Genomic DNA, 24676 nt, shown 5'->3' with positions numbered 1-24676 from the left:
ACCGGACGGCAGCCCCCCAGTCTACGTCCCCGTGGGGACGGGACCGGCCGCTCAGCCCTTGCCGGTCGGCTCCTTGGGCCGGTGCGCGGAGACCGGGCCCCGCCGCACCGAACCCGGCGCGTTCCACTCCTGCCGCTTGCGGGCCCGCTTCTTGGCGACCTCGGAGGACTGGAGCTGGTACGGGACCGACGTCACCATCACGCCGGGCGTGAAGAGCAGGCGGCCCTTCAGGCGCAGCGCGCTCTGGTTGTGCAGCAGGTGCTCGTACCAGTGGCCGACCACGTACTCGGGGATGTAGACGCTGACCGCGTCGCGCGGGCTCTCGCGCCGCAGGCCCTTGACGTACTCGATGACCGGGCGGGTGATCTCGCGGTACGGCGAGTCGATGATCTTCAGGGGGACGTCGATGCCGCGCCGGTCCCACTCGTCCTTGAGGGCCTTCGTCTCGGCCGCGTCGACGCTGACGCTGATCGCCTCGAGCTGGTTGGTGTGCAGCAGCTTGGCGTAGGCGAGGGCGCGCAGGGTCGGCTTGTGGAGCTTGGAGACCAGGACGACGGAGTGGACGCGCGAGGGGCGGACGTACTCGTCGGGGCGCTCCTCGGCCGCCGCGATCTCCTCGGCCACCTTGTCGTAGTGCTTGCGGATCGCGGTCATCGTTCCGTAGAAGATCACCATGCCGAGCAGGGCGACCCAGGCGCCGTGGGTGAACTTCGTGGCGAGCACCACGACCAGGACCAGGCCGGTGAAGAAGGCGCCGAAGGTGTTGATCGCGCGGCTGCGGACCATGTGGCGGCGCTTGGCCGGGTCCTGCTCGGTGGCGAGGTGGCGGTTCCAGTGCCGGACCATGCCGGTCTGGCTCAGGGTGAAGGAGACGAAGACGCCGACGATGTAGAGCTGGATCAGCCGGGTCGAGTCGGCGCCGTAGATCACCACGAGCAGGATCGCGGCGCCCGCCAGCAGCACGATGCCGTTGGAGAACGCGAGGCGGTCGCCGCGGGTGTGCAGCTGGCGCGGCAGGTAGCGGTCCTGGGCGAGGATCGAGCCGAGCAGCGGGAAGCCGTTGTACGCGGTGTTCGCGGCCAGGAACAGCACGAGCGCGGTGGCCGCGGCGAGGATGACGAAGAGGAAGTTGCCCTTGCCGAAGACGGCCTCGGCGACCTGGGAGATCACCGGGTTCTGGACGTAGCCGGAGCCGACCGGGACGCCGTTGTGGAGCAGATCGGTGGCCGGGTTCTCGGCCATCCGCACCTTGGTCACCATGGCCAGCGCGATGATGCCGCAGAACATGGTGACCGCGAGGGCGCCCATCAGGGCCAGCGTAGTCGCGGCGTTCTTCGACTTGGGCTTGCGGAAGGCCGGGACGCCGTTGCTGATCGCCTCGACGCCGGTGAGCGCGGCACAGCCGGAGGAGAAGGCGCGCAGCAGCAGGAAGACGAGCGCGAAGCCCGCCAGGCCCTGGTGCTCGGCGTGGATCGTGTAGTCGGCCGTCGGAGCCCTCATGGTGTGGTCGAGGACCAGGCCCTTGAAGGCGCCCCAGGCGACCATGACGAAGACGCCGCCCACGAAGACGTACGTGGGGATGGCGAAGAGCTTGCCGGACTCCTTGACCCCGCGCAGGTTCATCAGGGTCAGCAGGACGATCACGACGACCGCGCACAGCACCTTGTGCTCGACGACGAACGGGACGGCCGAGCCGAGGTTCTCGATGCCGGAGGCGATCGAGACGGCGACGGTCAGGACGTAGTCGACGAGGAGCGCGCTGGCGACGGTGAGTCCGGCCTTGGGCCCCAGGTTGGTGGTGGCGACCTCGTAGTCACCGCCGCCACTGGGGTAGGCGTGCACGTTCTGCCGGTACGAGGCGACCACGGTGAACATCAGCACCACGACCGCGACGGCGATCCAGGGGCTGTAGTGGTACGCCGACACACCCGCCACGGACAGCACCAGGAGGACTTCTCCGGGTGCGTACGCAACGGACGAGAGGGGGTCGGACGCGAAGACGGGGAGCGCGATGCGCTTGGGGAGGAGCGTTTCTCCCAGCTTGTCGCTGCGCAGCGCCCGGCCGATCAGGATCCGTTTGGGCACGTCGGTCAGTTTGGACACAACAGAGAAGCGTAAGGGCATCGTGTTGACGCGGCCCACCCGCCACCCCCCATCCGTACGAGAGAGCCGCCCACACGGCCGTGACGGGGGCCGGCCGGGCCCGCGCGGCGCCCTGGAGGCCGCCTGGTCGGGCCCCGGGTGCAACCGTCGGAGGCGGGGACCCGGGCTCCGGCTCCGGCTCCGATTCCCTTCCGGCCCGGCCCCGGCCCCGGCCCCGGCCCCGGCCCCGGCGGATGATCCCGGAGGGTGATCCCGGACACCTCCCGCGCCGCCGCGTCGCGCCGCAGGCCCGGCGGCGGCGGGTGGCGGCCGGCGGGTGGGGGGCGGCGCTCGGCGGCGTGTGCGGACGCGGGCATTCCGCGCGGGCCGGACGCCATCGGTGCCCGGCCGGAGTGAACGCCCTCCCGCTTCCACGCGTCTCAGCCTGCGCGACGGGTGTGCGGCGGGGCACCGTCCGGTGGGATGCTCACCGACTGCGCCGGGGGAAGTACCGACGCTGGTGAGTGCATCGCGCCGTGAGCCGCATAAGCTCGTCACCGGGCAACGCCGAGAAGGAAGTATGTGAGGGGACGTGCACATCGTCATCATGGGCTGCGGGCGAGTGGGAGCCGCTCTCGCGCAGACCTTGGAGCAGCAGGGGCACACGGTCGCCGTCATCGACCAGGACCCCACGGCCTTCCGCCGGCTCGGTTCCGGGTTCAGCGGGCGCCGGGTCACCGGCGTCGGCTTCGACCAGGACACCCTGCGTGAAGCGGGGATCGAGGAGGCCGGCGCGTTCGCGGCGGTCTCCAGCGGCGACAACTCCAACATCATCGCGGCCCGGGTGGCCCGGGAGATGTTCGGCATCGAGAACGTCGCGGCCCGTATCTACGACCCGCGCCGCGCCGAGGTGTACCAGCGGCTCGGCATCCCGACGGTCGCCACGGTCCGCTGGACCGCCGACCAGATGCTGCGGCGGTTGCTGCCGTCCGGCGCGGAGCCGCTGTGGCGCGACCCGAGCGGCGCCCTCCAGCTGGCGGAGGTGCACACCTCCGCGGCCTGGATCGGCCACAAGGTCAGCAAGCTGCAGGAGGAGACGGGCGTGCGCGTCGCCTTCCTCACCCGGCTGGGCGAAGCGGTGCTGCCCAGCTCCCAGACGGTTCTGCAGGAAGGCGACCTCGTCCACGTGATGATGCGCACGGACGAGATCGAAAAGGTGGAGGCGGCCTTCGCCCAGGGTCCCGAGGAGGGCGGTCACTGATGCGCGTCGCGATTGCCGGGGCCGGCGCGGTGGGTCGTTCCATCGCGGGCGAGCTGCTGGAGAACGGTCACGAGGTGCTCCTCGTCGACAAGGCGCCCACCGCCATCTCGGTGGAGCGGGTGCCGCAGGCGGAGTGGCTGCTCGCCGACGCCTGCGAGATCACCTCGCTGGACGAGGCGGCGCTCCAGCGCTGCAACGTGGTCATCGCGGCCACCGGCGACGACAAGGTGAACCTGGTCGTCTCGCTGCTCGCGAAGACCGAGTACGGCGTGCCGCGTGTGGTCGCCCGGGTCAACAACCCGAAGAACGAGTGGCTGTTCAACGAGTCGTGGGGCGTGGACGTCGCCGTCTCGACCCCGCGTCTGATGTCGGCGCTGGTCGAGGAGGCCGTGAGCGTCGGTGATCTCGTACGGCTGCTGCGCTTCAGCCACGGGGACGCCAACCTCGTCGAGCTGACGCTGCCGCCGGAGTCGGCTCTCGCGGGCACCCAGGTCGGGGACGTGGCCTGGCCGGAGGACACCTCGCTGGTCACGATCATTCGCGGTACGCGGGTGCTCACGCCGCAGCCCGAGGAGACCCTGGAGGCCGGTGACGAGCTGCTGTTCGTGGCCGCGCAGGCGCGCGAGGAGCAGCTGGAGGACCTGCTGTCGGTCCGGCGGGACGACGCGGCGAGCTGACGCCCGCTCACGGCGGGAAGGGGCGGGGAGTACGTCAGGTACTCCCCGCCCCTTCCTTGTGGGGTCTTCCTTGTGGGGTCTTCCTTGTGGCGGGTCACCGGAGAGGTGGTCGGGCCGCCCCGGGATCCGTCCGGGGCCGGGGCCGGTCGGGCGGTTCCCCGCACCCCCTTGAGGCGCGTGAAAGGGGCCCGGGGTGCGTATCGCGCACCCCGGGCCCCCTGTCACGTCGTCAGCTCCCGGCCGCCTCGGCGGCCTTCGCTGCCTTCGCGGCCTTCGCCGCTTCCTCCTCGGCCTCCATCTCCGCGAACACGTCGATGGGCGGCGGGGCCTTGGCCAGGAAGATCCAGGTCAGCCAGACGGCCAGCAGGAACGGCGGGATCTTCAGGGCGATCAGCACCCAGCCGAGCTGGGAGGTGTTGGCCCACCAGTAGAGCGGGAAGAGGATCGCGCACTTGGCGAGCAGGATCAGGCCCCAGGCCCAACTCGCCTTGGCGTACGCCTTCTTGCGGCCGGGATTCCGGGTGCGCCAGGACAGGTTCTCCTTGAAGACCGGTCCCAGCATCAGACCGATCAGGGGGACCCCGAAGAGCGTCGTCACCAGGTAGGCGAGCGCCAGGCCCAGGGTGTAGAGCATGCCCGGCAGGTAGAAGTCCTTGGCGTTGCCGGTCATCATCGCGAAGACCACGCCGAAGGCCACGCCGAAGACGCCGCTGAAGGCGTGCTTGACGGTGTCCTTGCGGACCAGCCGGACCACCACGAGCAGCAGCGACACCGCGACGGCGGCGATCGCCGAGCTGTGCAGGTCCTTGTTGACCGTGAAGATCGAGACGAAGAGGAGCCCGGGCAGGCAGGTCTCCACCATGCCCCGGATCCCGCCGAACGCCTCGAAGAGCGCGGCTTCGGTGACGGCTCTGGCGTCGGCGTCACCGCGCGCGTGCCGGGCGTGCGGGGCGGCGGTCGTGGTGGTCGGCTTGTCGGCTGACGTCACCGGCTACTCCTGTCCGAGTGGTCGGAGTTCGTATTTGGGGTTGAACAGCACCCGCCGGCCGTGGCTCATCGAGATCCGGCCCGAGGCGATCAGCTTGCGGCCCGGCTCTATGCCCACGATCGAGCGCCGTCCCAGCCACACCACGTCCAGCGGGGCGGTCCCGTCGAAGAGCTCGGCCTCCAGCGCCGGGACGCCCGCCCTCGGGCGCAGGGTGACCGTCCGCAAGGTACCAGTCACCTTGACTATCTGGCGGTCGTCGCAGTCGGAGATGCGGGTGCACCCCGTGGCCTGCGTGTCCTCCTGCAGTTCCGCGGAGTGCAGATCCTCCTGCGAGGTGGACAGCCGGTCGAGCATCCGGCGGAAGCGCCCCGCGGGCTTCTCGGTTCGAAGGTCAGCACTCATACAGAAAGCGTACCGGCCCCCGCCGACACGGGAGGTGCCCGCGCCGGGCCCCCGCCGGGACCGCCGCGCGGCCGTCACCGCACGGGCACGGCCGCTCACCGCTCGAAGCGGTAGCCCATGCCCGGCTCGGTGATGAAGTGGCGCGGATGCGAGGGATCGCGCTCCAGTTTCCGGCGCAGCTGCGCCATGTAGACGCGCAGGTAGTTCGTCTCCGTCCCGTAGGAGGGGCCCCATACCTCCTGGAGGAGCTGCTTCTGGCTGACCAGCCGGCCGGTGTTGCGCACCAGCACTTCGAGCAGGTGCCACTCGGTGGGCGTGAGGCGTATGTCCCGGCCCTCCCGGTTGACCTTCTTGGCGGCCAGGTCGACGGTGAAGCCCTCGGTCTCCACCGTCACCACGTCGTCCGCGCCCTCGCTGCCGACCGGTTCGGCGCGGCGGACGGCCGCCCGCAGCCGGGCGAGCAGCTCGTCCATGCCGAAGGGCTTGGTGACGTAGTCGTCGGCGCCCGCGTCCAGCGCCTCGACCTTCTCGTCGGAGGTGTGGCGGGCCGAGAGGACCAGGATGGGCACCCGGGTCCAGCCGCGCAGCCCCCGGATCACCTCGACGCCGTCCATGTCGGGCAGACCGAGGTCGAGGACCACCACGTCGGGGTGGCGGGCCGCCGCGAGCTGGAGGGCACTCGCCCCGTCGGGGGCCGCGTCCACCTCGTACTTCCTCGCCTTGAGGTTGATCACGAGGGCGCGGACGATCTGCGGCTCGTCGTCCACCACGAGCACCCGGGTCATGCGGGTCCTGCTTTCTGTCGAAGGGCCGTACGTCACGAGGCGGCCCGGGCGGAGAGGCCGGCGGCGGCCGGGCGGGGGCCGGGCGCTGCCGCCCGGAGGGTGAGGACCATGGTCATGCCGCCGCCGGGAGTGTCCTCCGCGGTGAGGGTGCCGCCCATCGACTCGGCGAAGCCGCGGGCCACCGCGAGCCCGAGTCCCACGCCGGCGCCGCGCGGGGCGTCGCCGTACCGCTGGAAGGGCTCGAAGATCCGTTCCTTGCTCTCGTCGGGGACGCCGGGGCCCCGGTCGGCCACCCGGACCTCCACGCGCTCGCCCAGCGCGCTCGCGGCCACCAGGACGGGCGCGCCCGCGGGGCTGTACTTGACGGCGTTCTCCACGAGGTTGGCGACGGCCCGCTCCAGGAGTCCGGCGTCGACGGCCACCATCGGCAGGCTCTCCGGCACGTCCAGCTCCACGCTGTCCTCGGGGACGCCGCCGAGCGCCATCGGGACCACCTCGTCGAGGTCGGTCTCGCGGATGATGGGGACGACCGTGCCGGTGTTGAGGCGGGACATGTCGAGCAGGTTGCCGACGAGGTGGTCGAGCCGGTCGGCGCCCTCCTCGATGCCCGCGAGGAGCTCGGCCTCGTCGTCCTCGGACCAGTCGACGTCGTCCGAGCGCAGCGAGCTGACGGCGGCCTTGATGGAGGCCAGCGGGGTGCGCAGGTCGTGGCTGACGGCGGCGAGCAGCGCGGTGCGGATGCGGTTGCCCTCGGCGAGCTTGCGGGACTCCTCCGCCTCGTCGACCAGGCGCTGGCGGTCGAGGACGACGGCGGCCTGGGCGGCGAAGGCGCCGAGGACCCGGCGGTCCTCGGCGGGCAGCACCCGTCCGCTCAGGGCCAGCGCCATGTGGTCGCCGACGGGCATGTCGACGTCGGCGTCCTCGGGGCGGGCGACGGGGTGCGGGCCGACGCTGCCCGCGCGGGTCCACGGCTCGACGTCGCCGGCCCGCTCCAGGAGGGCGACGGACTCCATGGCGAAGGTCTCGCGGACCCGTTCCAGGAGCGCGTCGAGCGCGGTCTCGCCGCGCAGCACGCTGCCCGCCAGGAAGGAGAGGATCTCGGACTCGGCGCGCAGCCGGGCCGCCTGGTGGGTGCGGCGGGCCGCGAGGTCGACCACGGAGGCGACCGAGACCGCCACCAGGAAGAAGATCGCGATGGCGAGGAAGTTCTTGGGGTCCGCGATGGTGATCCGGTGCAGCGGCGGGGTGAAGTAGTAGTTCAGCAGGAACGAGCCGAAGGCCACCGAGGCGAGCGCCGGGAGCAGGCCGCCGAGCAGGGCCGCGGCGACGGTGAGCGTCAGGAAGAGCAGCATGTCGTTGGCGAGCCCGAGGTCCGCGTCGACGTTGGTCAGCAGCAGCGTGAGCAGCGCCGGTCCGGCCACGCCCGTGAGCCATCCCGCGACGCTGCGGGCCCGTCCGAGCCGGGCGCCGCGCGCCACCGGCAGGCCGCGCCCCTTGGCGGCCTCCTCGTGGGTGACGATGTGGACGTCGAGGTCGGGCCCGGACTCGCGGGCGACGGTCGCGCCGACGCCCGGCCCGAAGACGTACTGCCAGCTCTTGCGGCGGCTGGAGCCGAGGACGATCTGGGTGGCGTTGACGCCCCGGGCGAACTCTCTCAGGGAGGCGGGGATGTCGTCGCCGATGACGTGGTGAAACGTTCCGCCCAGGTCTTCGACCAGGGTGCGCTGGACGGCCAGCTCCTCGGGCGAGGCCGCGGTCAGCCCGTCGCTGCGCGCCACGTACACCGCGAGGATCTCGCTGCCGGAGCCCCGGGCGGCCATCCGGGCCGCGCGCCGGATCAGGGTGCGGCCCTCGGGCCCGCCGGTCAGACCGACGACGATCCGCTCCCGGGCCTGCCAGGTGGAGCGGATGCCGTGCTCGCCCCGGTACTGCTGGAGGTATTCGTCGACCCGGTCCGCGACCCACAGCAGCGCGAGCTCGCGCAGGGCGGTGAGGTTGCCCGGGCGGAAGTAGTTGGACAGGGCCGCGTCGACCTTGTCGGAGGTGTAGATGTTGCCGTGCGCCATCCGGCGGCGCAGGGCCTGCGGCGACATGTCGACGAGCTCGATCTGGTCCGCGCGCCGCACCACCTCGTCGGGCACCGTCTCGCGCTGGCGCACGCCGGTTATCGACTCCACGACGTCGCCCAGCGACTCCAGGTGCTGGATGTTGACGGTGGACACCACGTCGATGCCCGCCCGGAGCAGCTCCTCGACGTCCTGCCAGCGCTTGGTGTTGCGCGCGCCGGGGACGTTGGTGTGGGCGAGCTCGTCCACCAGGGCGACGGCGGGCCGCCGCTCCAGGACCGCGTCGACGTCCATCTCGGTGAAGGCCGCGCCGCGGTACTCGATCCCGCGGCGCCCGACCTGCTCCAGGCCGTGCAGCATGACCTCGGTGCGCGGCCGGCCGTGGTGCTCGACGAACGCCACCACGCAGTCGGTGCCGCGTTCCACGCGCCGGTGGGCCTCGGACAGCATCGCGTACGTCTTGCCGACGCCCGGTGCCGCACCGAGGTAGATCCGTAGCCTGCCGCGTGCCATGGCCCCACTGTCCTTCAGAGAACTGCTGCGTGCGCGATGCCGACCTTACGGGCATCTATTCCGGCAAATCGGACGGGGGGTCCGATGGGCCGCCGTATTGACGCGATTCTGATGGGGGGTGGGCAGGGCCGGCGGACCGGGCCGGTCAGCCGTGGTCGGTGATCCGCCCGTCGCTCAGCTCCAGGACGCGGTCCGCGAGGCCGAGCAGCTGGGTGTCGTGGGTGGCGACCAGGGCGGTCACGCCCTCGCTGCGCACCACCGCGCGCAGCAGCTCCATCACGGCGAGCCCGGTCTCGGCGTCGAGCTGGCCGGTGGGCTCGTCGGCGATCAGGAGCGCGGGCCGGTTGGCGAGTGCCCGGGCGATGGCGACGCGCTGCTGCTGCCCGCCGGAGAGCTCTCCGGGCCGCTGCTCGGCGTGGTCGGCGAGCCCGACCAGGGCGAGGAGCAGCTCCACGCGCGCGTCGCGCTCGCTCGGGTCGGCCTTGCGCAGCCGCAGCGGGACGCCGACGTTCTCGGCGGCCGAGAGGATCGGGATCAGCCCGAAGGACTGGAAGACGAAGCCGATCCGGTCGCGGCGCAGCGCGAGCAGCCCCTCCTCCCCCAGGTCCGCCAGGTCGGTGGAGTCGACGGTGATCCTGCCGCCGTCCGGCCGGTCCAGCCCGCCGACCAGGTTGAGCAGCGTCGTCTTGCCCGATCCGGAGCGTCCCTTGAGGGCGACGAGCTCGCCGCGCGGCACCTCGAAGGACACCCCGCGCAGCGCGTGGACGGCGGCGGCGCCCTCGCCGTAACTGCGGCGCAGGTCCTCCACGCGCACCATCGGCCCGGTGCCCGGCTGCTCGGCCACGGCCGTGCCGTGACCGCTGGTGCTCTCGCTCATGCCCGCTCCCCCGTACGTCTGTTCCCCGGCCGCGCCAGTATGTGCAGCGGACACCGTGACCGGCAACGCCCACGGGCCGGAAAACGCCGACGGGCCGCGCCCCGGAGAGGGACGCGGCCCGTCGAAGGACCGGTGGGGGTCAGCGCACCTCGGTGATCTCCGGGCCGCGCTGGAGCTGGCCCATGCCGCCGGAGAAGCGCGAGCCCTCCTGCTCCTCCTGCTGGACGCCGTCGGGCATCATCTGCGCGTCGTCGGGGAGCTTCAGGACGATCGGGTCGCGCGGGGCCATCGGGCCCTCGCCGCGCACCACGACCGTGTCCTGGAAGATCTGCTCCAGGAGCCCGGCGGCCTGCGGCTGGACCGCGCCCTGGCCGGAGATGACACCGCGCAGGAACCAGCGCGGGCCGTCCACGCCCACGAAGCGGACCAGCTGGACGCCGTTGGTCCCGTCCGGGAGCTGGACCGGCACCTGGGCGCGCAGCTCCCAGCCCAGCGGACCCTCGACCTCGTCGATGATGCCGCCCTGCTGGGTGATGCCGGAGGCGATCTCCTCGCGGACCTCGCCCCAGATGCCCTCGTTCTTGGGGGCCGCGAAGGCCTGGAGCTGTACGGCGCTGTCGCGCAGCACGACGGTCGCCGCGACGATCGCGTCACCCGCGACCTCGACCCGCAGCTCCATGCCCTCGACCCCGGGGACGAACAGGCCGCCCAGGTCGACCCGGCCGTCGCCGGGCTCGGAGACCTCGGAGACGTCCCAGGGACCGTCCGGCCGGGGCGCCGGCGGCAGGTTCACCCTGCGCGGCTCGTCCCCGTCACCGGCGTGGTCGGCATCGGCGTAGTCGCCGTCTTCAGCATCGATGCCGTCGACGACCTGCTCGGCCTCGCCCGCCGTCTCGTCGGCGGATCCGCTCTTCTTGCGACGTCCGAACACGTCACTGTCCTTCCCGGTCGGATACGACCGCGTATCGATTCCCACCCTGTTCACTGCCGAAGGCCCTGCCCACGGCGGCATGACCGCCGGTGGAACCGAAGCCCCCCTCGGCCCGCGCCGAGCCGGGAAGCTCCGCCACCTCGTGGAAACGGACCTTCTCGACCTGCTGGACGACAAGTTGGGCAATCCGGTCGAATCGCTCGAACCGCACGGTCTCGCGCGGGTCGAGATTGACCACGATCACCTTGATCTCCCCACGGTACCCGGCATCCACCGTCCCCGGGGCATTCACCAGGGCGACACCGCAGCGTGCGGCCAGGCCCGACCTCGGGTGCACGAAGGCCGCGTACCCGTCGGGCAGGGCGATACTCACGCCGGTGGGCAGGACGGCCCGCTCCCCGGGGGCGAGTTCGGCGGCCTCGGTGGTGACGAGGTCGGCCCCCGCGTCGCCGGGGTGCCCGTACGCCGGAATCGGCACCTGCGGATCGACTCGGCGGATGAGGACGTCTACGGGGTTACGGCTCACGGGTTCACCTCGAAGGCGCGGGTGCGCCTGACCTGGTCGGGGTCGGACATGACGGCCTGGATCTCCTGCGGGCGGCCGTTCTCGATGAAGTGGTCGACCTTCACCTCGATGAAGAGGGCGTCGGCCCGGACCGCCACCGGCCCGCCGGGACCGCCTATCCGCCCGGTCGCCGTGGAGTAGATCTTCCGGCCCTCGACGGCCGTCACCTCGGCCTCCAGGAACAGCACGGTGTCCACCGGCACGGGCCGGACGAAGTCGGTCTCCAGCCGGCCGGTCACCGCGATGGTCTGGAGCAGCCAGTTCAGCGAGCCGAGCGTCTCGTCGAGCGCCGTGGCGAGCACCCCGCCGTGCGCGAGTCCGGGCGCGCCCTGGTGGGCGGGGCGCACGGTGAACTCGGCGGTGACGGCCACGCCCTCACCGGCCCGCGCCTGAAGGTGCAGTCCGTGGGGCTGTCCGTCGCCGCAGCCGAAGCAGTGCTCGTAGTGCGCGCCGAGCAGTTCGCCCGGGGCGGGCGCGTCGGGGTGCCGGACCGGCGGCTTCGCGTCGGCCGGGGGCGTCAGGGACGCAGATCTAGCAGTCACAGCCGCTGACCTTACCCGCGGTCCGGTGCGCCGGTCGCGCCGTGCCAAGCTTGCTGTCATGCAGCCGAACGCCCCTCAGTACACCGAACGCCTCACCGCCCCCCGCTCCTGGTGGCTGATCGCCGCTCTGGTCGGGGTGGCGTGCGCGCTGATGCTGCTCCCGCTGGGCGGGCTGCCGCTCCTGGCCGGCCTCATCGGCGGGACGGCGGCGGCCGCGGTTGTGGTGAGTTCGTACGGTTCGGTACGGATCCGGGTGGTGGCGGGCACGCTGGTGGCGGGCGACGCCCGCATCCCGGTGACCGCGCTCGGCGAGCCCGAGGTCCTGGACGCGGAGGAGGCCCGCGCCTGGCGGCTGCACAGGGCCGACCCGCGCGCCTTCATGCTGCTGCGCAGCTACATTCCGACGGCGGTACGGGTGGAGATCACCGATCCCGAGGACCCGACCCCGTACGCCTACCTCTCCACGAGGAACCCCGAAGCCCTCAAGGCGGCGCTGGACGGGGTGCGGGCGGGCCTCTGACGACCGCGCCCAGGGTCATGGGCGCCCCTACGGACAGGGCGCGTCAGCGCCCCAGCTCCTTGGGCGGCTCCCCGGGCCGCAGCGGGTCGGCGGGCTGCTCCAGAGGGGGGAGCGGGGGCAGCGCGTCCCACGGCACCTGGCGCTTGCGCAGGTCCGCCCGGACGTGCGCGGCCACCTTCTTCGTGTCGCGCCGGTTCATCACGGCGCCGACCGCGGCTCCGACCATGAACGGGGTGAGGTTCGGCAGGTTGCGGACCATGCGCTTCATGATCTGCTGGCGCAGCTCCCGCTTCATCTGCCCGCCGAGCGCCACGTTGAGGGTCGCCGGCTTGGTCATCTGCACACCGCGCTCCTCGGTCCAGGACGTCAGATACGCCATGGAGCGCTCTTTGAGATTGCCGGGCGGGCGCATCCCGTAGACCTCGTGGAGCTCGGCGATGAGCTTGAGTTCGATGGCGGCGACGCCGGTGACCTCGGCGGCCAGCTCGGCCGGCATGGCCGGCGGGACGGGGAGCATCGCGGCGGCGCCGACGCCCGCGCCCACCGTGGAGGTGGCGTTCGCCGCGCCCGCGATCAGTTTGTCCGCGATCTCCTCCGGGCCGAGACCGGGGAACTGCCGGCGCAGGGTCGCCAGGTCGCGCACGGGAACACGCGGGGCGATGTCGATGACGCGGTCGGCGAGGTGGCCGATTCCGGCCCAGGCGCTCGCGCCGCTCTTGCGGATCCCCTTCGTGAGGGCCGGTACGCCCTTGGTGGTGGCGGTGCGCAGGGCGCCCAGGCGTCGGGCCCCGGCCGCGGGCCCCGCCTGGCCGTCCCGCGCCGCTTCGAGCGAGGCCGGTCGGCCCCGCTCGTCCTCGTTGCCGTCTGTGGCAGAGCCCACCGCGGGGAGAGCGGGGGGCTCGGCGGGCGTCTGGACGCCCTCTGCCGGGCCTGTGCCGCTCTGGGACGCCTCGGGCGAACCCGGGGCACCCTTTCGCCGGAACGGTCGCTTCCGGGGCGGTTCGGCGCCTGCCCTGCCTTTCACGGGCTGCCCGATCAGTCGCAGTCGCGGCAGATCGGCTGACCGTTCTTCTCGCGGGCCAGCTGGCTGCGGTGGTGCACGAGGAAACAGCTCATGCAGGTGAACTCGTCGGCCTGCTTGGGCAGGACCCGGACGGCGAGTTCCTCGTTGGAGAGGTCCGCGCCGGGCAGTTCCATGCCCTCCGCGGCCTCGAAGTCGTCCACGTCGACGGCCGAGGCGGACTTGTCGTTCCGCCGGGCCTTCAGTTCTTCAAGACTGTCGGAATCGACGTCGTCGTCGGTCTTGCGTGGGGTGTCGTAGTCCGTTGCCATGTCGCTCTCCCCCTCTGGGTGGTTGCGGTGTCTCCAGCGCACGTAACGCGTGAGAGGCCGGACTTGTGCCCGACCCGAGGCGGAGATTTTGCCTCACATCAAGGTCTGTTACTCAATCGACACCCAGCCGCACTCCTCAAGAGTGATCGTCCTGGATGGCGATCCGGACCGTACACGGTCCGAATGTCGCACTTCACGGGCGTCACCCCGTGTACTTCCCGTGATCTCACCCCCCGGAAACCCGGACTTTTCCCGGTTTTACGGGGGAAGCCTTGATCACGGAGAGTAGATGGCCGGAAATTTGTCCCTGTGATTGATCACACACGGATAACTTCGGAACAGGTCCCGAAAATTCCGCTCAAAGCGAACTTCTCGACGGTGTCGAAAAGCATCTCAGGCAGGCAGGGTGACACGCATCACGAGCCCGCCTCCCTCACGGGGCTCCGCGATGATACGGCCTCCGTGGGCCCGCGCGACCGACCGGGCGATGGACAGGCCGAGTCCGACGCCCTTGTCGCTCCCGGTCCGCTCGGTCCGCAGCCGCCGGAACGGCTCGAAGAGGTTGTCGATCTCGTACGCGGGAACCACCGGCCCCGTGTTCGAGACCACCAGGACCGCCTGGCCGTCCTTGAGCTCGGTGGTGACCGAGACCCAGCCGTCGTCGGGCACGTTGTAGCGCACGGCGTTCTGCACCAGGTTCAGGGCGATCCGCTCCAGGAGCACGCCGTTGCCCTGGACCACCGCGGGCGCCCGCTCGCCGCGGATCTCCACCCCCTTGGCCTGGGCCTCGCCGCGGGCCTGGTCGAGGGCGCGGGTGGCGACCTCGGCCAGGTCGACCGGCTTGCGGTCGACGATCTCGTTCTCGCTGCGGGCGAGCAGCAGCAGACCTTCCACCAGCTGCTCGCTGCGCTCGTTGGTGGCCAGCAGCGTCTTGCCGAGCTGGTGGAGCTCCATGGGCGCACCGGGGTCGGAGAGGTGGACCTCCAGGAGCGTGCGGTTGATCGCCAGCGGGGTCCGCAGCTCGTGGGAGGCGTTGGCGACGAACCGCTGCTGGGCGGTGAAGGCCCGCTCCAGGCGGTCCAGCATGTCGTCGAAGGTGTCCGCGAGCTCCTTGAGCTCGTCGTCCGGGCCGTCCAGCTCGATCCGCCGGGTCAGGTCGGTCCCGGCGACGCGGCGGGCGGTGCGGGTGATCCGGCCCAGCGGCGACAGGACACGGCCGGCCATCGCGTAACCGAAGGCGAAGGCGATGACGCTGAGGCCGACCAGCGCCATCAGGGAGCGGGTCAGCAGGTCGTCCAGGGCGCGCTGGCGCTGCTGCGTCATACAGGCGCTGATGGCGTCGTTGAACTCCGTGATGTTGCCCGGTGTGGTCGGGAGCTGGCAGCTCCCGCTCGTCACCGTGACGTTCTGCCCGCCGACGATCTTGAACGGCTGGTTCCCGCCGGTGTGCAGCGCGGAGGCCGCCAGCAGATAGATGATCGACAGCAGCAGGATGCCCGCGATCATGAACATGCCGCCGTACAGCAGCGTCAGCCTTATGCGGATGGTCGGGCGCACCCAGGGGAAGGGCGGTTCGGCGCCCCGGGGGTCCCAGGTGGGCTTCGGTGGCGCCGTGGGTGGCGCCGGCGTCGTCGCCATCGCCGTCAGATCCGGTATCCCGAGCCGGGCACGGTGACGATGACGGGCGGCTCACCGAGCTTGCGGCGCAGGGTCATGACCGTCACGCGCACCACGTTGGTGAACGGGTCCGTGTTCTCGTCCCAGGCCTTCTCCAGGAGCTGCTCGGCCGAGACCACCGCGCCCTCGCTGCGCATCAGCACCTCCAGGACGGCGAACTCCTTCGGGGCCAGCTGGATCTCCTTGCCGTCGCGGAAGACCTCTCGGCGGTTGGGGTCGAGCTTGATCCCCGCGCGCTCCAGGATGGGCGGCAGCGGCACGGTCGTGCGCCGGCCCAGCGCCCGCACCCGGGCGGTCAGCTCGCTGAAGGCGAACGGCTTGGGCAGATAGTCGTCGGCGCCGATCTCCAGGCCCTCCACCCGGTCGCTGACGTCGCCGGAGGCGGTCAGCATCAGGACCCGGGTGGGCATGCCGAGCTCGACGATCCTGCGGCAGACGTCGTCCCCGTGGACCAGGGGCAGGTCCCGGTCGAGCACGACCACGTCGTAGTCGTTGACCCCGATGCGCTCCAGGGCCGCGGCGCCGTCGTACACGACGTCGACCGCCATGGCCTCCCGGCGCAGTCCGGTGGCCACCGCATCGGCGAGCAGCTGCTCGTCCTCGACGACGAGTACGCGCACGGCGCTTTTCCTTCCCTAGTGAGCCCTCGCGGGCCTGCTGATGCCCCGTGGCGCCGGTGGGCCCGCGCGGGCGTTCCTGGGCCCGTACGGGCCGTTCCGTGGGCACGGTGGCAGTGACTGTGCGCTTCCATCCTGCCCCTTACGGCCATAAACCGGCGGTAAGACGGTGCTGCGCCCCGGTGCCGCCCGACCAGCGGATTCCCGGGCCGCCCGGGAATTGCGGGGATTGCCGCGCGAGTTGAGGTTTCTCGTACACCGGGCCGGGGGAGGACGTCTGCACACCCGCGATCACGCCCTGTATGGGGTTTGCCACTGCCTGCTGCTCGTGATCGTGACCGTGTTCCACCGTCGGCACACCCCCGTGCCACCCGCCACCGACCCACGACGAGGGGGCGCACCATGGACGCATTCACCGCAGGACTCCTGCAGCGCATCAGGGCCACGGAGACGGACCTCACGCGGGCCCGCGAGACCGGCGACGACTTCCTCGCGGAGGTCGAGCAGGCCGAGCTGGACGATCTCCACCGCCTCGCCGCCGAGCACGGCGTCGAGGTCGCGGCCGCCGCGTACTGACGCGACACGGCGAGGACCCCCGGCACGGGGAGGACGGTGCCGGGGGTCTCCGCTTGCCCGGATCCGGGGGCCGGGCGGCGGCTCAGTCGTGCCAGGCGCCGTACTCCTCCAGGAGGGCCTGGAGGGGGCCGAAGAGCTCCGGGGTCGCGGCGATGGTCAGCTCCCCGGAGGCCGCCTCGCCCGGGCGTCCGCCGGTCACGGCGCCCGCCTCGCGCGCGATGAGGTCGCCCGCCGCCAGGTCCCAGGGGTTGAGGCCGCGCTCGTAGTACGCGTCCAGGCGTCCTGCGGCCACGTCGCACAGGTCGATCGCCGCCGAACCGCCGCGCCGGATGTCCCGGAACCGCGGGATCAGCCGCGCCACGACGGCCGCCTGGTGGGCCCGGACCGCCTGGACGTAGGCGAAGCCGGTGCCGAGCAGGGACTGCTCCGGCGGGGCCGGCGGACGGCAGCGCAGCCGCCGCTCCCCGCAGAACGCGCCGCCGCCGAGCACCGCGTGGTACGTCTCGCCGCGCATCGGGGCCTCGACGACGCCCGCGACCCGTACGCCGTCGCGCTCGGCGGCGATGGAGACCGCCCAAGTCGGCAGTCCGTACAGGTAGTTGACGGTGCCGTCCAGCGGGTCGATGACCCAGCGGACGCCGCTGGTGCCCTCGCTGGAGGCGCCCTCCTCACCGAGGAAGCCGTCGGCGGGGCGGCGCTCGGAGAGGAAGCCGGTGATCAGCTTCTCGGCGGCGATGTCCATCTCGGTGACGACGTCGATGGAGCTCGACTTGGTGGCGGCCACGCCCAGGTCGTCCGGGCGCCCGTCGCGCAGCAGCGCGCCGGCCCGGTGGGCGGCCTCCAGGGCCAGGGCGAGCAGCTCCCGGTTCTCCTCGTGCCCGGCCTGCCGGGTGTCGGACTCGGTCATGGTGGCTCCTTACGCGTACGGGCTGTCGGCGCCGGCCGCGGCGGGCCGGGGGGTGCGGGCCGGGCAGCAGCCGACCGGGCAGAGGTCGTGCGAGGGGCCCAGGGCGCCCAGGGCGCAGCGCTCGACGCGCTCGCCGCGCTCGGCCGCCGCCCGCTCCAGGACGAGTTCGCGCACGGCGGCGGCGAACCGGGGGTCGGCGCCGACGGTGGCCGAGCGCACCACGGGCAGTCCCAGCTCGGCGGCCTTGGCGGTGGCCTCCGTGTCCAGGTCGTACAGGACCTCCATGTGGTCCGAGACGAAGCCGATGGGCACCATCACGGCCGCGGGCGCGCCCTTGCCGTGCAGCGTCTCCAGGTGGTCGCAGATGTCCGGCTCCAGCCAGGGGATGTGCGGGGCGCCGGAGCGCGACTGGTAGACCAGCTCCCAGGGCCGCTCGGCCCCGGTCTCCTCGCGCACGGCGTCGGCGATGAGCCGGGCCACGTCCAGGTGCTCGCGCACATAGGCGCCGCCCTTCCCGTGCTCCTCGGCCGGGCCGGAGGTGTCGGCGGAGGCGTCGGGGATGGAGTGCGTGGTGAACGCGAGGTGGGCGCCGGCGCGGACCTCCGCGGGCAGCCGCTCCAGCGCGGCGAGGACGCCGTCGACCATCGGGCGCACGAAGCCGGGGTGGTTGAAGTAGTGCCGCAGCTTGTCCACGCGCGGCGGCTCGATGCCCTCGGCGGCGAGCGCCGCCAGCGCGTCCGCCAGGTTCTCCCGGTACTGGCGGCAGCCCGAGTACGACGCGTAGGCGCTGGTGGTGAGCACGGCGATACGGCGGTGGCCCGCCAGGGCCATCTCGCGCAGGGCGTCCGTCAGGTAGGGCGCCCAGTTCCGGTTGCCCCAGTGGACCGGGAGGTCCAGGCCGGCCTGCGCGAAGTCCTCGCGCAGGGCGTCCAGCAGGGCGCGGTTCTGGTCGTTGATGGGGCTGACCCCGCCGAACAGGAAGTAGTGCTGCCCCACCTCCTTGAGCCGCTCCTTGGGGATGCCCCGGCCGCGCGTCACGTTCTCCAGGAACGGGACCACGTCGTCCGGGCCCTCGGGGCCGCCGAAGGAGAGCAGCAGCAGGGCGTCGTACGGAGCCGCTTCGCCGGCCGCTCCAGGAGCTTGATCGCGCAGATCGGACATGGCACCGATCCTGCCATCCGCCACCGACAGGCGCGGAACCGGCCGGAGCGGGATGGTCGGGTTCGGTACGTGCGGGGCGGACGGGAAAAGCGGGTGCGCCGGGGCACCGGACACCGTAAGTTCAACACCGTAAGCTTTAGGTATTAAGTAAACGCCTCAGCCGTACGGCTGAGCCGGCAGCCGGAGCGCCCATGCCCAGTCCCTACCGCGCGATCTTCACCGCACCCGGCACCAAGCGGTTCTCCGCGGCCGGGCTGCTCGGCCGGATGCCGCTGTCCATGATGGGCATCGGCATCGTCACGATGGTCTCCCAGCTCACCGGCCGCTACGGCCTGGCCGGGGCACTGTCGGCGACGCTCGCCATGTCGGCCGCCGTGCTCGGCCCGTACATCTCGCGCCTGGTCGACCGGCACGGCCAGCGGCGGGTGCTGCGGCCCGCGACGCTCGCCGCGGTGGCCGCCGTGGCCGGGCTGCTCGTCTGCGCCCAGCAGGGCGCGCCCGACTGGTCGCTGTTCGTCTTCGCCGCGGGCGCGGGCTGTGTGCCGAGCGTGGGTTCGATGGTCCGCGCCCGCTGGGCCGACCTCTACCGGGGCGACGGGCAGAGCCTGCACGCGGCGTACTCGTGGGAGTCGATCGTCGACGAGCTCTGCTTCATCGTCGGGCCGATCCTCTCCATCGGGCTCTCCACCGCCTGGTTCCCGGAGGCGGGGCCGCTGATCGCGGCCGGCTTCCTGGTCGCCGGCGTCTTCTGGCTGACCGCCCAGCGCGCCACCGAGCCCGTGCCGCACCCGCGCGAGCACCACACCGGCGGCGCCGCCCTGCGCTCCCCCGGACTCCAGGTCCTGGTCGCCACGTTCGTCGCCACCGGCGCGATCTTCGGCGCGGTGGACGTGGTCACCGTGGCCTTCGCGGACGAGCGCGGCCACAAGGCGGCGGCCAGTCTGGTGCTCGCCGTCTACGCGCTGGGCTCCTGCCTCGCGGGAGCGGTCTTCGGGCTGCTGCGCCTCAAGGGGGCCCCTGCCACGAGGTGGCTGGTGGGCGTGTGTGCGATGGCGGTGAGTATGATCCCGCTCCAACTGGCCGGGAGCCTGCCGTTCCTGGCCGTGGCGCTCTTTGTCGCGGGCCTGTCCATCGCACCGACGATGGTGACGACGATGGCCCTCGTCGAACAGCATGTACCGCGCAGCAAGCTCACCGAGGGCATGACCTGGACGAGTACCGGGCTGGCGGTCGGTGTGGCGCTCGGGTCGTCGGCCGCCGGCTGGGTGGTGGACGCGGCGGGCGCGCGCTCGGGGTATCTGGTGCCCGTCGTGTCGGGAGCGCTCGCGGCCGCGGTGGCGTTCCTGGGGTACCGCCGGCTGCGCAGGCCGGCGCCGCAACGGGAGGGGCTCGGAGCAGATGAGCGGAGCGACCAGCAGCACATGGCGTAACTGGGCGGGGAACGTCACGGCCCGGCCGGTGCGGGAGGCCTCCCCCGCCTCGGCGGACGAACTGGCCGAGGTGGTGCGCCGGGCCGCCGAGGACGGTCTGAAGGTGAAGGCGGTCGGCACCGGCCACTCCTTCACCACGGCCGCCGCCACCGACGGCGTGCTCATACGCCCGGACCTGCTCACCGGGATCCGGCAGATCGACCGTACGGCCATGACGGTGACCGTCGAGGCGGGCACGCCCCTGAAGCGGCTGAACGCCGTCCTCACGCGCGAGGGCCTCTCGCTCACCAACATGGGCGACATCATGGAGCAGACGGTGGCCGGGGCCACCTCCACCGGCACCCACGGCACCGGCCGCGACTCGGCCTCGATCGCCGCGCAGATCACCGGCCTCGAACTGATCACGGCCGACGGCTCGTCGCTGACCTGCTCGGCGAAGGAGAACCCGGAGGTCTTCGCGGCGGCCCGGATCGGCCTCGGGGCGCTCGGCGTCGTCTCGGCGATCACCTTCGCCGTGGAGCCCGAGTTCCTGCTCACCGCGCGCGAGGAGCCGATGACCTTCGACAAGGTCACGTCGGAGTTCGACGCGCTGTACGCCGAGAACGAGCACTTCGAGTTCTACTGGTTCCCGCACACCGGCAACTGCAACACCAAGCGCAACAACCGCAGCGCGGGCCCCGCCGCCCCGCCCGGCCGGGTGAGCGGCTGGATCGAGGACGAGTTCATGTCGAACGGCCTCTTCCAGGTCGTCTGTTCGCTGGGCCGGGCCGTCCCCGCGACGATCCCCGCGATCGCCAAGGTTTCCAGCCGCGCCCTCTCCGCCCGTACGTACACCGACATTCCGTACAAGGTCTTCACAAGTCCCCGCCGGGTGCGGTTCGTCGAGATGGAGTACGCCCTGCCGCGCGAGGCCGTCGTGGAGGCGCTGCGCGAAGTGCGGGCGCTGGTCGACCGGTCGAGGCTGCGGGTGAGCTTCCCGGTGGAGGTGCGCACCGCCCCGGCCGACGACATCGCGCTCTCCACGGCGTCGGGGCGCGACACCGCGTACATCGCCGTGCACATGTACCGGGGCACGCCGTACCAGGCGTACTTCACCGCCGTGGAGCGGATCATGACCGCGCACGCGGGCCGTCCGCACTGGGGCAAGGTGCACAGCCGCGACGCCGAGTACTTCGCCGAGGTCTACCCCCGCTTCGGCGAGTTCACCGCCCTGCGCGACCGGCTCGACCCCGACCGGCTCTTCGGCAACGCCTATCTGCGCCGGGTGCTCGGGGACTGACGGGCCGGCGGAGACCTGCGCCCTACGACGACGGGACGGCGTCCGCGCCCGCTCCGCCGTCCGTGCCGGGCGGCGCGGGGTCCGGGGCCGGGGGCTTCCCGTCCGTGGGGGCGGAGGGTGACGACGGGGCCGGGGCCGGGGTGCTGCCCGACGAGGTGCCGCCCGAGGAGCCCGTACCTCCGGTGGAGGCGCCGCCGGACCCGGTGGAGGGGGTCGGGGAAGGGCTGGGGGACGTCGGGGCCGAGGTGCCCGGGCTGGGCGCGCTGCCGGTTCCCCCGCCGGGGTCCGGCGTGGCGGAGGTGCCCCCTTCGCCGCCGGTGCCGGGCGCGGGCGAGGCGGGACGCTCGGGGCGGGAGTCCTTGTCCGGCCCGGCCGCCCCGTCTCCGCTCCCCCGGACGACCGAGCCGACGGTGGTGCCGCCCCCGCCGCCGCCCAGCTCCGCGCCGGACGCCAGTTCGTACGCCGTGATGCCGCCCATCGCGACCGCGAAGACGACGGCCGCGCCGAGCGACGAGCGCTTCCAGCCGCGCAGCCGGGTGCCGTGCACGGTGGCCGCGCCGAACTCGCCCGCGCGGGTGCCCTCGTACGCGGGGCGGGCCGGATCGCGGCGGGCCCGGGGCAGGGACTGGGCGGTGACGTCGCGCAGTTGTTCCGCGGTACGCCGGAACAGGTGCTGGAAGACCGTGCCGCCGCAGGTGGCGACGACGCTCACCACGCCCGCGCCGACGATCGTCCCGTAGACACCGAGCCGGGAGGCGAGCACGGCCGCCGCGACGGCCGCGAGCGCGCTGCCCGCGACCTGGGGCACACTCAGATCGAGGCGCTTCTCGTCCAGTTTCGTCCCGGTATCCGGCTTCTCACCCATTAAAACCCTCTGTTCGCCCTTCTCCGTCCGCTTGTACGTAGGAGGGACCTATGGGCGAAGCGATTAGTTCCGTTTCTGGCGATTCTGTGAAGCACGCCACGTATGAAGTGCGTATTCGTCCGGCGCGCGGCGTCCAACTCCCGCCCCCAGGGAGAACTTCGGCGGCGCGGCGGTCCACCCCCGTGGCCCGAATGGAGTACTGTGGCGAGCCCTGGGCCTGGTCTCCCTCTCGGGTTTCCGGGCACTGCGGGAGGGGGCCGAAAGCGGCACTCGAACCGGCGGCGCCGCGGCACCGCACGGACGCCTGCTGTCCAGAGCGACCACTTCGGTCACTCTGCGTCGCGAACAGGTAACCGTGCCATAACGGCGTTCCAGGGCCCATGCCCGACACGCCGGGCAACTCGGCAAGGTTGTGGCAGGCTGCACCCGGGCAGGCCACACTCGACTAGCGGAAGCAGCGACGCAGGTGACGTCGGCAGGCACCACCCGGGAGGTCCCCATGCCCGAACTGCGTGTCGTGGCCGTCTCCAACGACGGCACACGACTGGTGCTCAAGGCTGCGGACAGCACGGAATACACGCTTCCGATCGATGAGCGGCTGCGCGCCGCCGTGCGCAACGACCGCGCCCGGCTCGGGCAGATCGAGATCGAGGTCGAGAGCCACCTCCGCCCGCGCGACATCCAGGCGCGTATACGGGCGGGTGCCTCGGCCGAGGAGGTCGCCCAGCTCGCCGGGATTCCCGTGGACCGGGTCCGGCGCTTCGAGGGCCCCGTGCTCGCGGAGCGTGCCTTCATGGCCGAGCGGGCGCGCAAGACCCCCGTGCGGCGTCCGGGCGAGAACACCGGCCCCCAGCTCGGCGAGGCCGTCCAGGAGCGGCTGCTGCTGCGCGGCGCCGACAAGGACAGTGTCCAGTGGGACTCCTGGCGCCGCGACGACGGCACCTGGGAGGTCCTGCTCGTCTACCGGGTGGCCACCGAGCCGCACGCCGCCAGCTGGACCTACGACCCGCCGCGCCGGCTCGTCCAGGCCGTCGACGACGAGGCCCGGTCGCTGATCGGCGAGACCGACGACACCCCCGAGCCGAGCTTCCCGTTCGTGCCCAGAATCGCCAGGCTGCCCCGGGACAGGCCGCTGGACCGCGCCCTGGACCGGCAGTTGGAGCGGCCCCTGGAGCGCCCGACCGCGCCCGTGGCGCCCGAGCCCGTGGCCGCCTCGGACGAGAGCGACTCGCTGACCAGCCTCCTGGAGGCCGTACCGAGCTTCCGCGGCGACATGGTGGTGCCCGAGCGGCCCGCCCCGCCCGTGGAACCCCCGGCGGGCGAACCGGAGGCGGAGCCCGAGATCGAGGAGCCGCCCGCACCGGCGGCGTCGGCGGGCGCCGGCGCGGCGTACGCGGACGTCCTGATGCCCCGTTCGGTCACCGGCCACCGCGACCGCCTCACCGGCACCACCGACCGCCAGGCCGAGGCGGACGGCGTCCGGCCCGGGCGGCGGGCAGCCGTGCCGAGCTGGGACGAGATCGTCTTCGGGACCCGGCGCAAGAAGCAGGAGTAGGAGCAGGGCGGCCCGTACGTCCGCCGCGTGCGTCCGCGTACGGCCGCGTACGGTGCGTATGACTGCGAAACCCGAGGGGCCCGCGTCCGGCGCGGGCCCCTCGGCGCGCTACTGCGGGTCGGGCCCGGTCGCCACCGGGCGCGACTCGTCCGAGGACCACTGCGACCAGGACCCCGCGTAGAGCGCGGCCGGAATGCCCGCGACCGCCAGGGCCAGCACCTCGTGCGCGCCGGAGACCCCCGAACCGCAGTACACCCCGACCTCGTTGCCCGAGGCCCCCAGGGACTTGAAGCGGTCGGCGAGGGCCTCGGGAGGCAGGAAGCACCCGTCGGGGCCCACGTTCTCGGTGGTCGGGGCGGAGACCGCGCCCGGGATGTGGCCGCCCACCCGGTCGATGGGCTCGACCTCGCCCCGGTACCGCTCCCCCGCCCGGGCGTCCAGCAGCAGCCCGGACCGCGCGAGCGCCGCCGCCCCGTCCGCGTCGAGCAGGCCGACCGCGCCGGGCTCGGGCACGAAGTCGCCCTCGGCGGGCGCCGGGACCTCGCTCGACAGGGGGCCGGTCCAGGCGGCGAGGCCGCCGTCGAGGACCCGGACGTCCTGGTGACCCGTCCAGCGCAGCAGCCACCAGGCGCGGGCTGCGGCCCAGCCCTGGCCGCCGTCGTAGACGACGACAGGCCTGCCGCCCGACACGCCCGCGCGGCGCATCACGGCGCCGAACTCCGCGACGTCGGGCAGCGGGTGGCGTCCGCCGTCGCCGGGCGGTCCCGCCAGCTCCCCGTCGAGGTCGACGAAGACCGCGCCCGGCAGATGCCCGGCCTCGTACGCGGCCCGGCCGTCGAAGGGGGCGGCGCCGCCCGCCTTCGCCACACTGAGCTGCCAGCGGATGTCCAGGAGGACCGGGGGACGCTCCCCGGCCAGCTCGTCCGCCAGTTCGGATGCGCTGATGATGGCGTTCATGAGGCCATCCTTCCGCAGCGCGCGGCACCGCGTAACGGCCCCGAAACGGATGAGAAATGCCAAAGCGGGCATCCTCCTTCGGGAACGCGCCAAAAGCGGCGCGGCCGGGGC

Annotated in this window: 24 protein-coding genes; 7 read left to right on the top strand and 17 right to left on the bottom strand. The window is 72.6% G+C overall.

Translation table 11 applies throughout. From position 1 onward, the window contains the following. Positions 1–51: 51 nt before the first annotated feature. Positions 52–2103 carry an APC family permease gene (locus AC069K_RS25925; RefSeq protein ID WP_358831038.1) on the bottom strand — a complete coding sequence of 684 codons (2052 nt, stop codon included), beginning with the start codon at positions 2101–2103 and terminating at the stop codon, positions 52–54. Between the two features lie 571 nt (positions 2104–2674). Here AC069K_RS25925 and AC069K_RS25920 point away from each other — a divergent pair. Both AC069K_RS25920 and AC069K_RS25915 read left to right on the top strand, forming a co-directional pair. Continuing rightward, positions 2675–3343 carry a potassium channel family protein gene (locus tag AC069K_RS25920; RefSeq protein WP_358831037.1) on the top strand — a complete coding sequence of 223 codons (669 nt, stop codon included), beginning with the start codon at positions 2675–2677 and terminating at the stop codon, positions 3341–3343. After that, a complete protein-coding gene (locus AC069K_RS25915) occupies positions 3343–4020 on the top strand; it encodes a potassium channel family protein (protein ID WP_365111328.1) in 678 nt (225 codons plus the stop codon). The genes AC069K_RS25920 and AC069K_RS25915 overlap by 1 nt, the downstream gene beginning before the upstream one ends. 229 nt (positions 4021–4249) lie before the next feature. On the opposite strand, the gene AC069K_RS25910 is transcribed toward AC069K_RS25915, so the two are convergent. The 8 genes from AC069K_RS25910 to AC069K_RS25875 form a co-directional block, all read right to left on the bottom strand. Next, entirely contained in the window at positions 4250–5008 is a 759-nt protein-coding gene (locus AC069K_RS25910) for a DUF3159 domain-containing protein (protein WP_358835122.1), read from the bottom strand. Positions 5009–5011: 3 nt separating this feature from the next. Continuing rightward, on the bottom strand, positions 5012–5410 hold the full coding sequence (locus AC069K_RS25905) for an OB-fold nucleic acid binding domain-containing protein (RefSeq protein ID WP_190091524.1): 399 nt from the start codon (positions 5408–5410) through the stop codon (positions 5012–5014). A gap of 95 nt (positions 5411–5505) precedes the next feature. Beyond that, positions 5506–6195: a response regulator gene (locus AC069K_RS25900; protein ID WP_478620337.1), complete on the bottom strand. Its 690-nt coding sequence runs from the start codon at positions 6193–6195 to the stop codon at positions 5506–5508. Positions 6196–6227: 32 nt separating this feature from the next. Continuing rightward, positions 6228–8774 (bottom strand): ATP-binding protein, encoded by a 2547-nt coding sequence (locus AC069K_RS25895; RefSeq protein WP_478620334.1) that lies wholly within the window; start codon positions 8772–8774, stop codon positions 6228–6230. Between the two features lie 145 nt (positions 8775–8919). Next, the gene (locus tag AC069K_RS25890; RefSeq protein WP_358835119.1) at positions 8920–9651 is read right to left on the bottom strand and encodes an ABC transporter ATP-binding protein; all 732 of its coding nucleotides are present in this window, start codon (positions 9649–9651) and stop codon (positions 8920–8922) included. A 139-nt stretch (positions 9652–9790) separates the two neighbouring features. Further along, on the bottom strand, positions 9791–10582 hold the full coding sequence (locus AC069K_RS25885; protein ID WP_365111339.1) for a DUF3710 domain-containing protein: 792 nt from the start codon (positions 10580–10582) through the stop codon (positions 9791–9793). A gap of 1 nt (position 10583) precedes the next feature. Further along, the gene (dut, locus tag AC069K_RS25880; protein WP_358835117.1) at positions 10584–11108 is read right to left on the bottom strand and encodes a dUTP diphosphatase; all 525 of its coding nucleotides are present in this window, start codon (positions 11106–11108) and stop codon (positions 10584–10586) included. Beyond that, entirely contained in the window at positions 11105–11689 is a 585-nt protein-coding gene (locus AC069K_RS25875; protein WP_365111343.1) for a PaaI family thioesterase, read from the bottom strand. The genes dut and AC069K_RS25875 overlap by 4 nt, the downstream gene beginning before the upstream one ends. Positions 11690–11747: 58 nt before the next feature. Between AC069K_RS25875 and AC069K_RS25870 the strand changes: the two genes are divergently transcribed. After that, entirely contained in the window at positions 11748–12209 is a 462-nt protein-coding gene (locus AC069K_RS25870; protein ID WP_358835115.1) for a DUF3093 domain-containing protein, read from the top strand. Positions 12210–12252: 43 nt separating this feature from the next. Here the strand turns inward: AC069K_RS25870 and AC069K_RS25865 are convergent, their stop codons facing one another. The 4 genes from AC069K_RS25865 to AC069K_RS25850 form a co-directional block, all read right to left on the bottom strand. Further along, positions 12253–13233, bottom strand: coding sequence for a hypothetical protein (locus AC069K_RS25865; protein WP_478620327.1), 981 nt, complete (start codon positions 13231–13233; stop codon positions 12253–12255). 11 nt (positions 13234–13244) lie between these two features. Next, positions 13245–13541 carry a DUF4193 domain-containing protein gene (locus AC069K_RS25860; RefSeq protein WP_067165176.1) on the bottom strand — a complete coding sequence of 99 codons (297 nt, stop codon included), beginning with the start codon at positions 13539–13541 and terminating at the stop codon, positions 13245–13247. 393 nt (positions 13542–13934) lie between these two features. Further along, the gene (locus AC069K_RS25855; RefSeq protein ID WP_358835113.1) at positions 13935–15179 is read right to left on the bottom strand and encodes a sensor histidine kinase; all 1245 of its coding nucleotides are present in this window, start codon (positions 15177–15179) and stop codon (positions 13935–13937) included. Positions 15180–15184: 5 nt separating this feature from the next. After that, positions 15185–15838 carry a response regulator transcription factor gene (locus AC069K_RS25850; RefSeq protein ID WP_365111350.1) on the bottom strand — a complete coding sequence of 218 codons (654 nt, stop codon included), beginning with the start codon at positions 15836–15838 and terminating at the stop codon, positions 15185–15187. A gap of 399 nt (positions 15839–16237) precedes the next feature. On the opposite strand from AC069K_RS25850, the gene AC069K_RS25845 reads away from it, so the two are divergent. Beyond that, positions 16238–16411, top strand: a complete 174-nt coding sequence (locus AC069K_RS25845) for a hypothetical protein (protein ID WP_358835111.1) — start codon at positions 16238–16240, stop codon at positions 16409–16411. An 82-nt stretch (positions 16412–16493) separates the two neighbouring features. Here the strand turns inward: AC069K_RS25845 and AC069K_RS25840 are convergent, their stop codons facing one another. Then, positions 16494–17318 (bottom strand): inositol monophosphatase family protein, encoded by an 825-nt coding sequence (locus tag AC069K_RS25840; RefSeq protein ID WP_365111353.1) that lies wholly within the window; start codon positions 17316–17318, stop codon positions 16494–16496. Positions 17319–17327: 9 nt separating this feature from the next. Then, on the bottom strand, positions 17328–18479 hold the full coding sequence (locus tag AC069K_RS25835; protein ID WP_478620320.1) for a ferrochelatase: 1152 nt from the start codon (positions 18477–18479) through the stop codon (positions 17328–17330). Positions 18480–18670: 191 nt separating this feature from the next. Here AC069K_RS25835 and AC069K_RS25830 point away from each other — a divergent pair, with 191 nt between their 5' ends. Both AC069K_RS25830 and AC069K_RS25825 read left to right on the top strand, forming a co-directional pair. Continuing rightward, the gene (locus AC069K_RS25830; protein ID WP_365111358.1) at positions 18671–19909 is read left to right on the top strand and encodes an MFS transporter; all 1239 of its coding nucleotides are present in this window, start codon (positions 18671–18673) and stop codon (positions 19907–19909) included. Continuing rightward, positions 19878–21188 (top strand): D-arabinono-1,4-lactone oxidase, encoded by a 1311-nt coding sequence (locus tag AC069K_RS25825; protein WP_478620316.1) that lies wholly within the window; start codon positions 19878–19880, stop codon positions 21186–21188. Before AC069K_RS25830 ends, AC069K_RS25825 begins: the two co-directional genes overlap by 32 nt. A 22-nt stretch (positions 21189–21210) precedes the next feature. On the opposite strand, the gene AC069K_RS25820 is transcribed toward AC069K_RS25825, so the two are convergent. Beyond that, positions 21211–22053 carry a hypothetical protein gene (locus tag AC069K_RS25820; protein WP_478620313.1) on the bottom strand — a complete coding sequence of 281 codons (843 nt, stop codon included), beginning with the start codon at positions 22051–22053 and terminating at the stop codon, positions 21211–21213. 499 nt (positions 22054–22552) lie between these two features. Here AC069K_RS25820 and sepH point away from each other — a divergent pair, with 499 nt between their 5' ends. Then, positions 22553–23608, top strand: coding sequence for a septation protein SepH (sepH, locus tag AC069K_RS25815; protein ID WP_365111366.1), 1056 nt, complete (start codon positions 22553–22555; stop codon positions 23606–23608). Positions 23609–23716: 108 nt separating this feature from the next. Here sepH and AC069K_RS25810 read toward each other — a convergent pair whose 3' ends face one another. Further along, positions 23717–24565 carry a sulfurtransferase gene (locus AC069K_RS25810; protein ID WP_478620310.1) on the bottom strand — a complete coding sequence of 283 codons (849 nt, stop codon included), beginning with the start codon at positions 24563–24565 and terminating at the stop codon, positions 23717–23719. Between the last annotated feature and the right edge of the window lie 111 nt (positions 24566–24676).

Source organism: Streptomyces sp. NPDC043908 (assembly GCF_056435525.1).
This window is presented reverse-complemented; position numbering and strand designations above follow the sequence as displayed.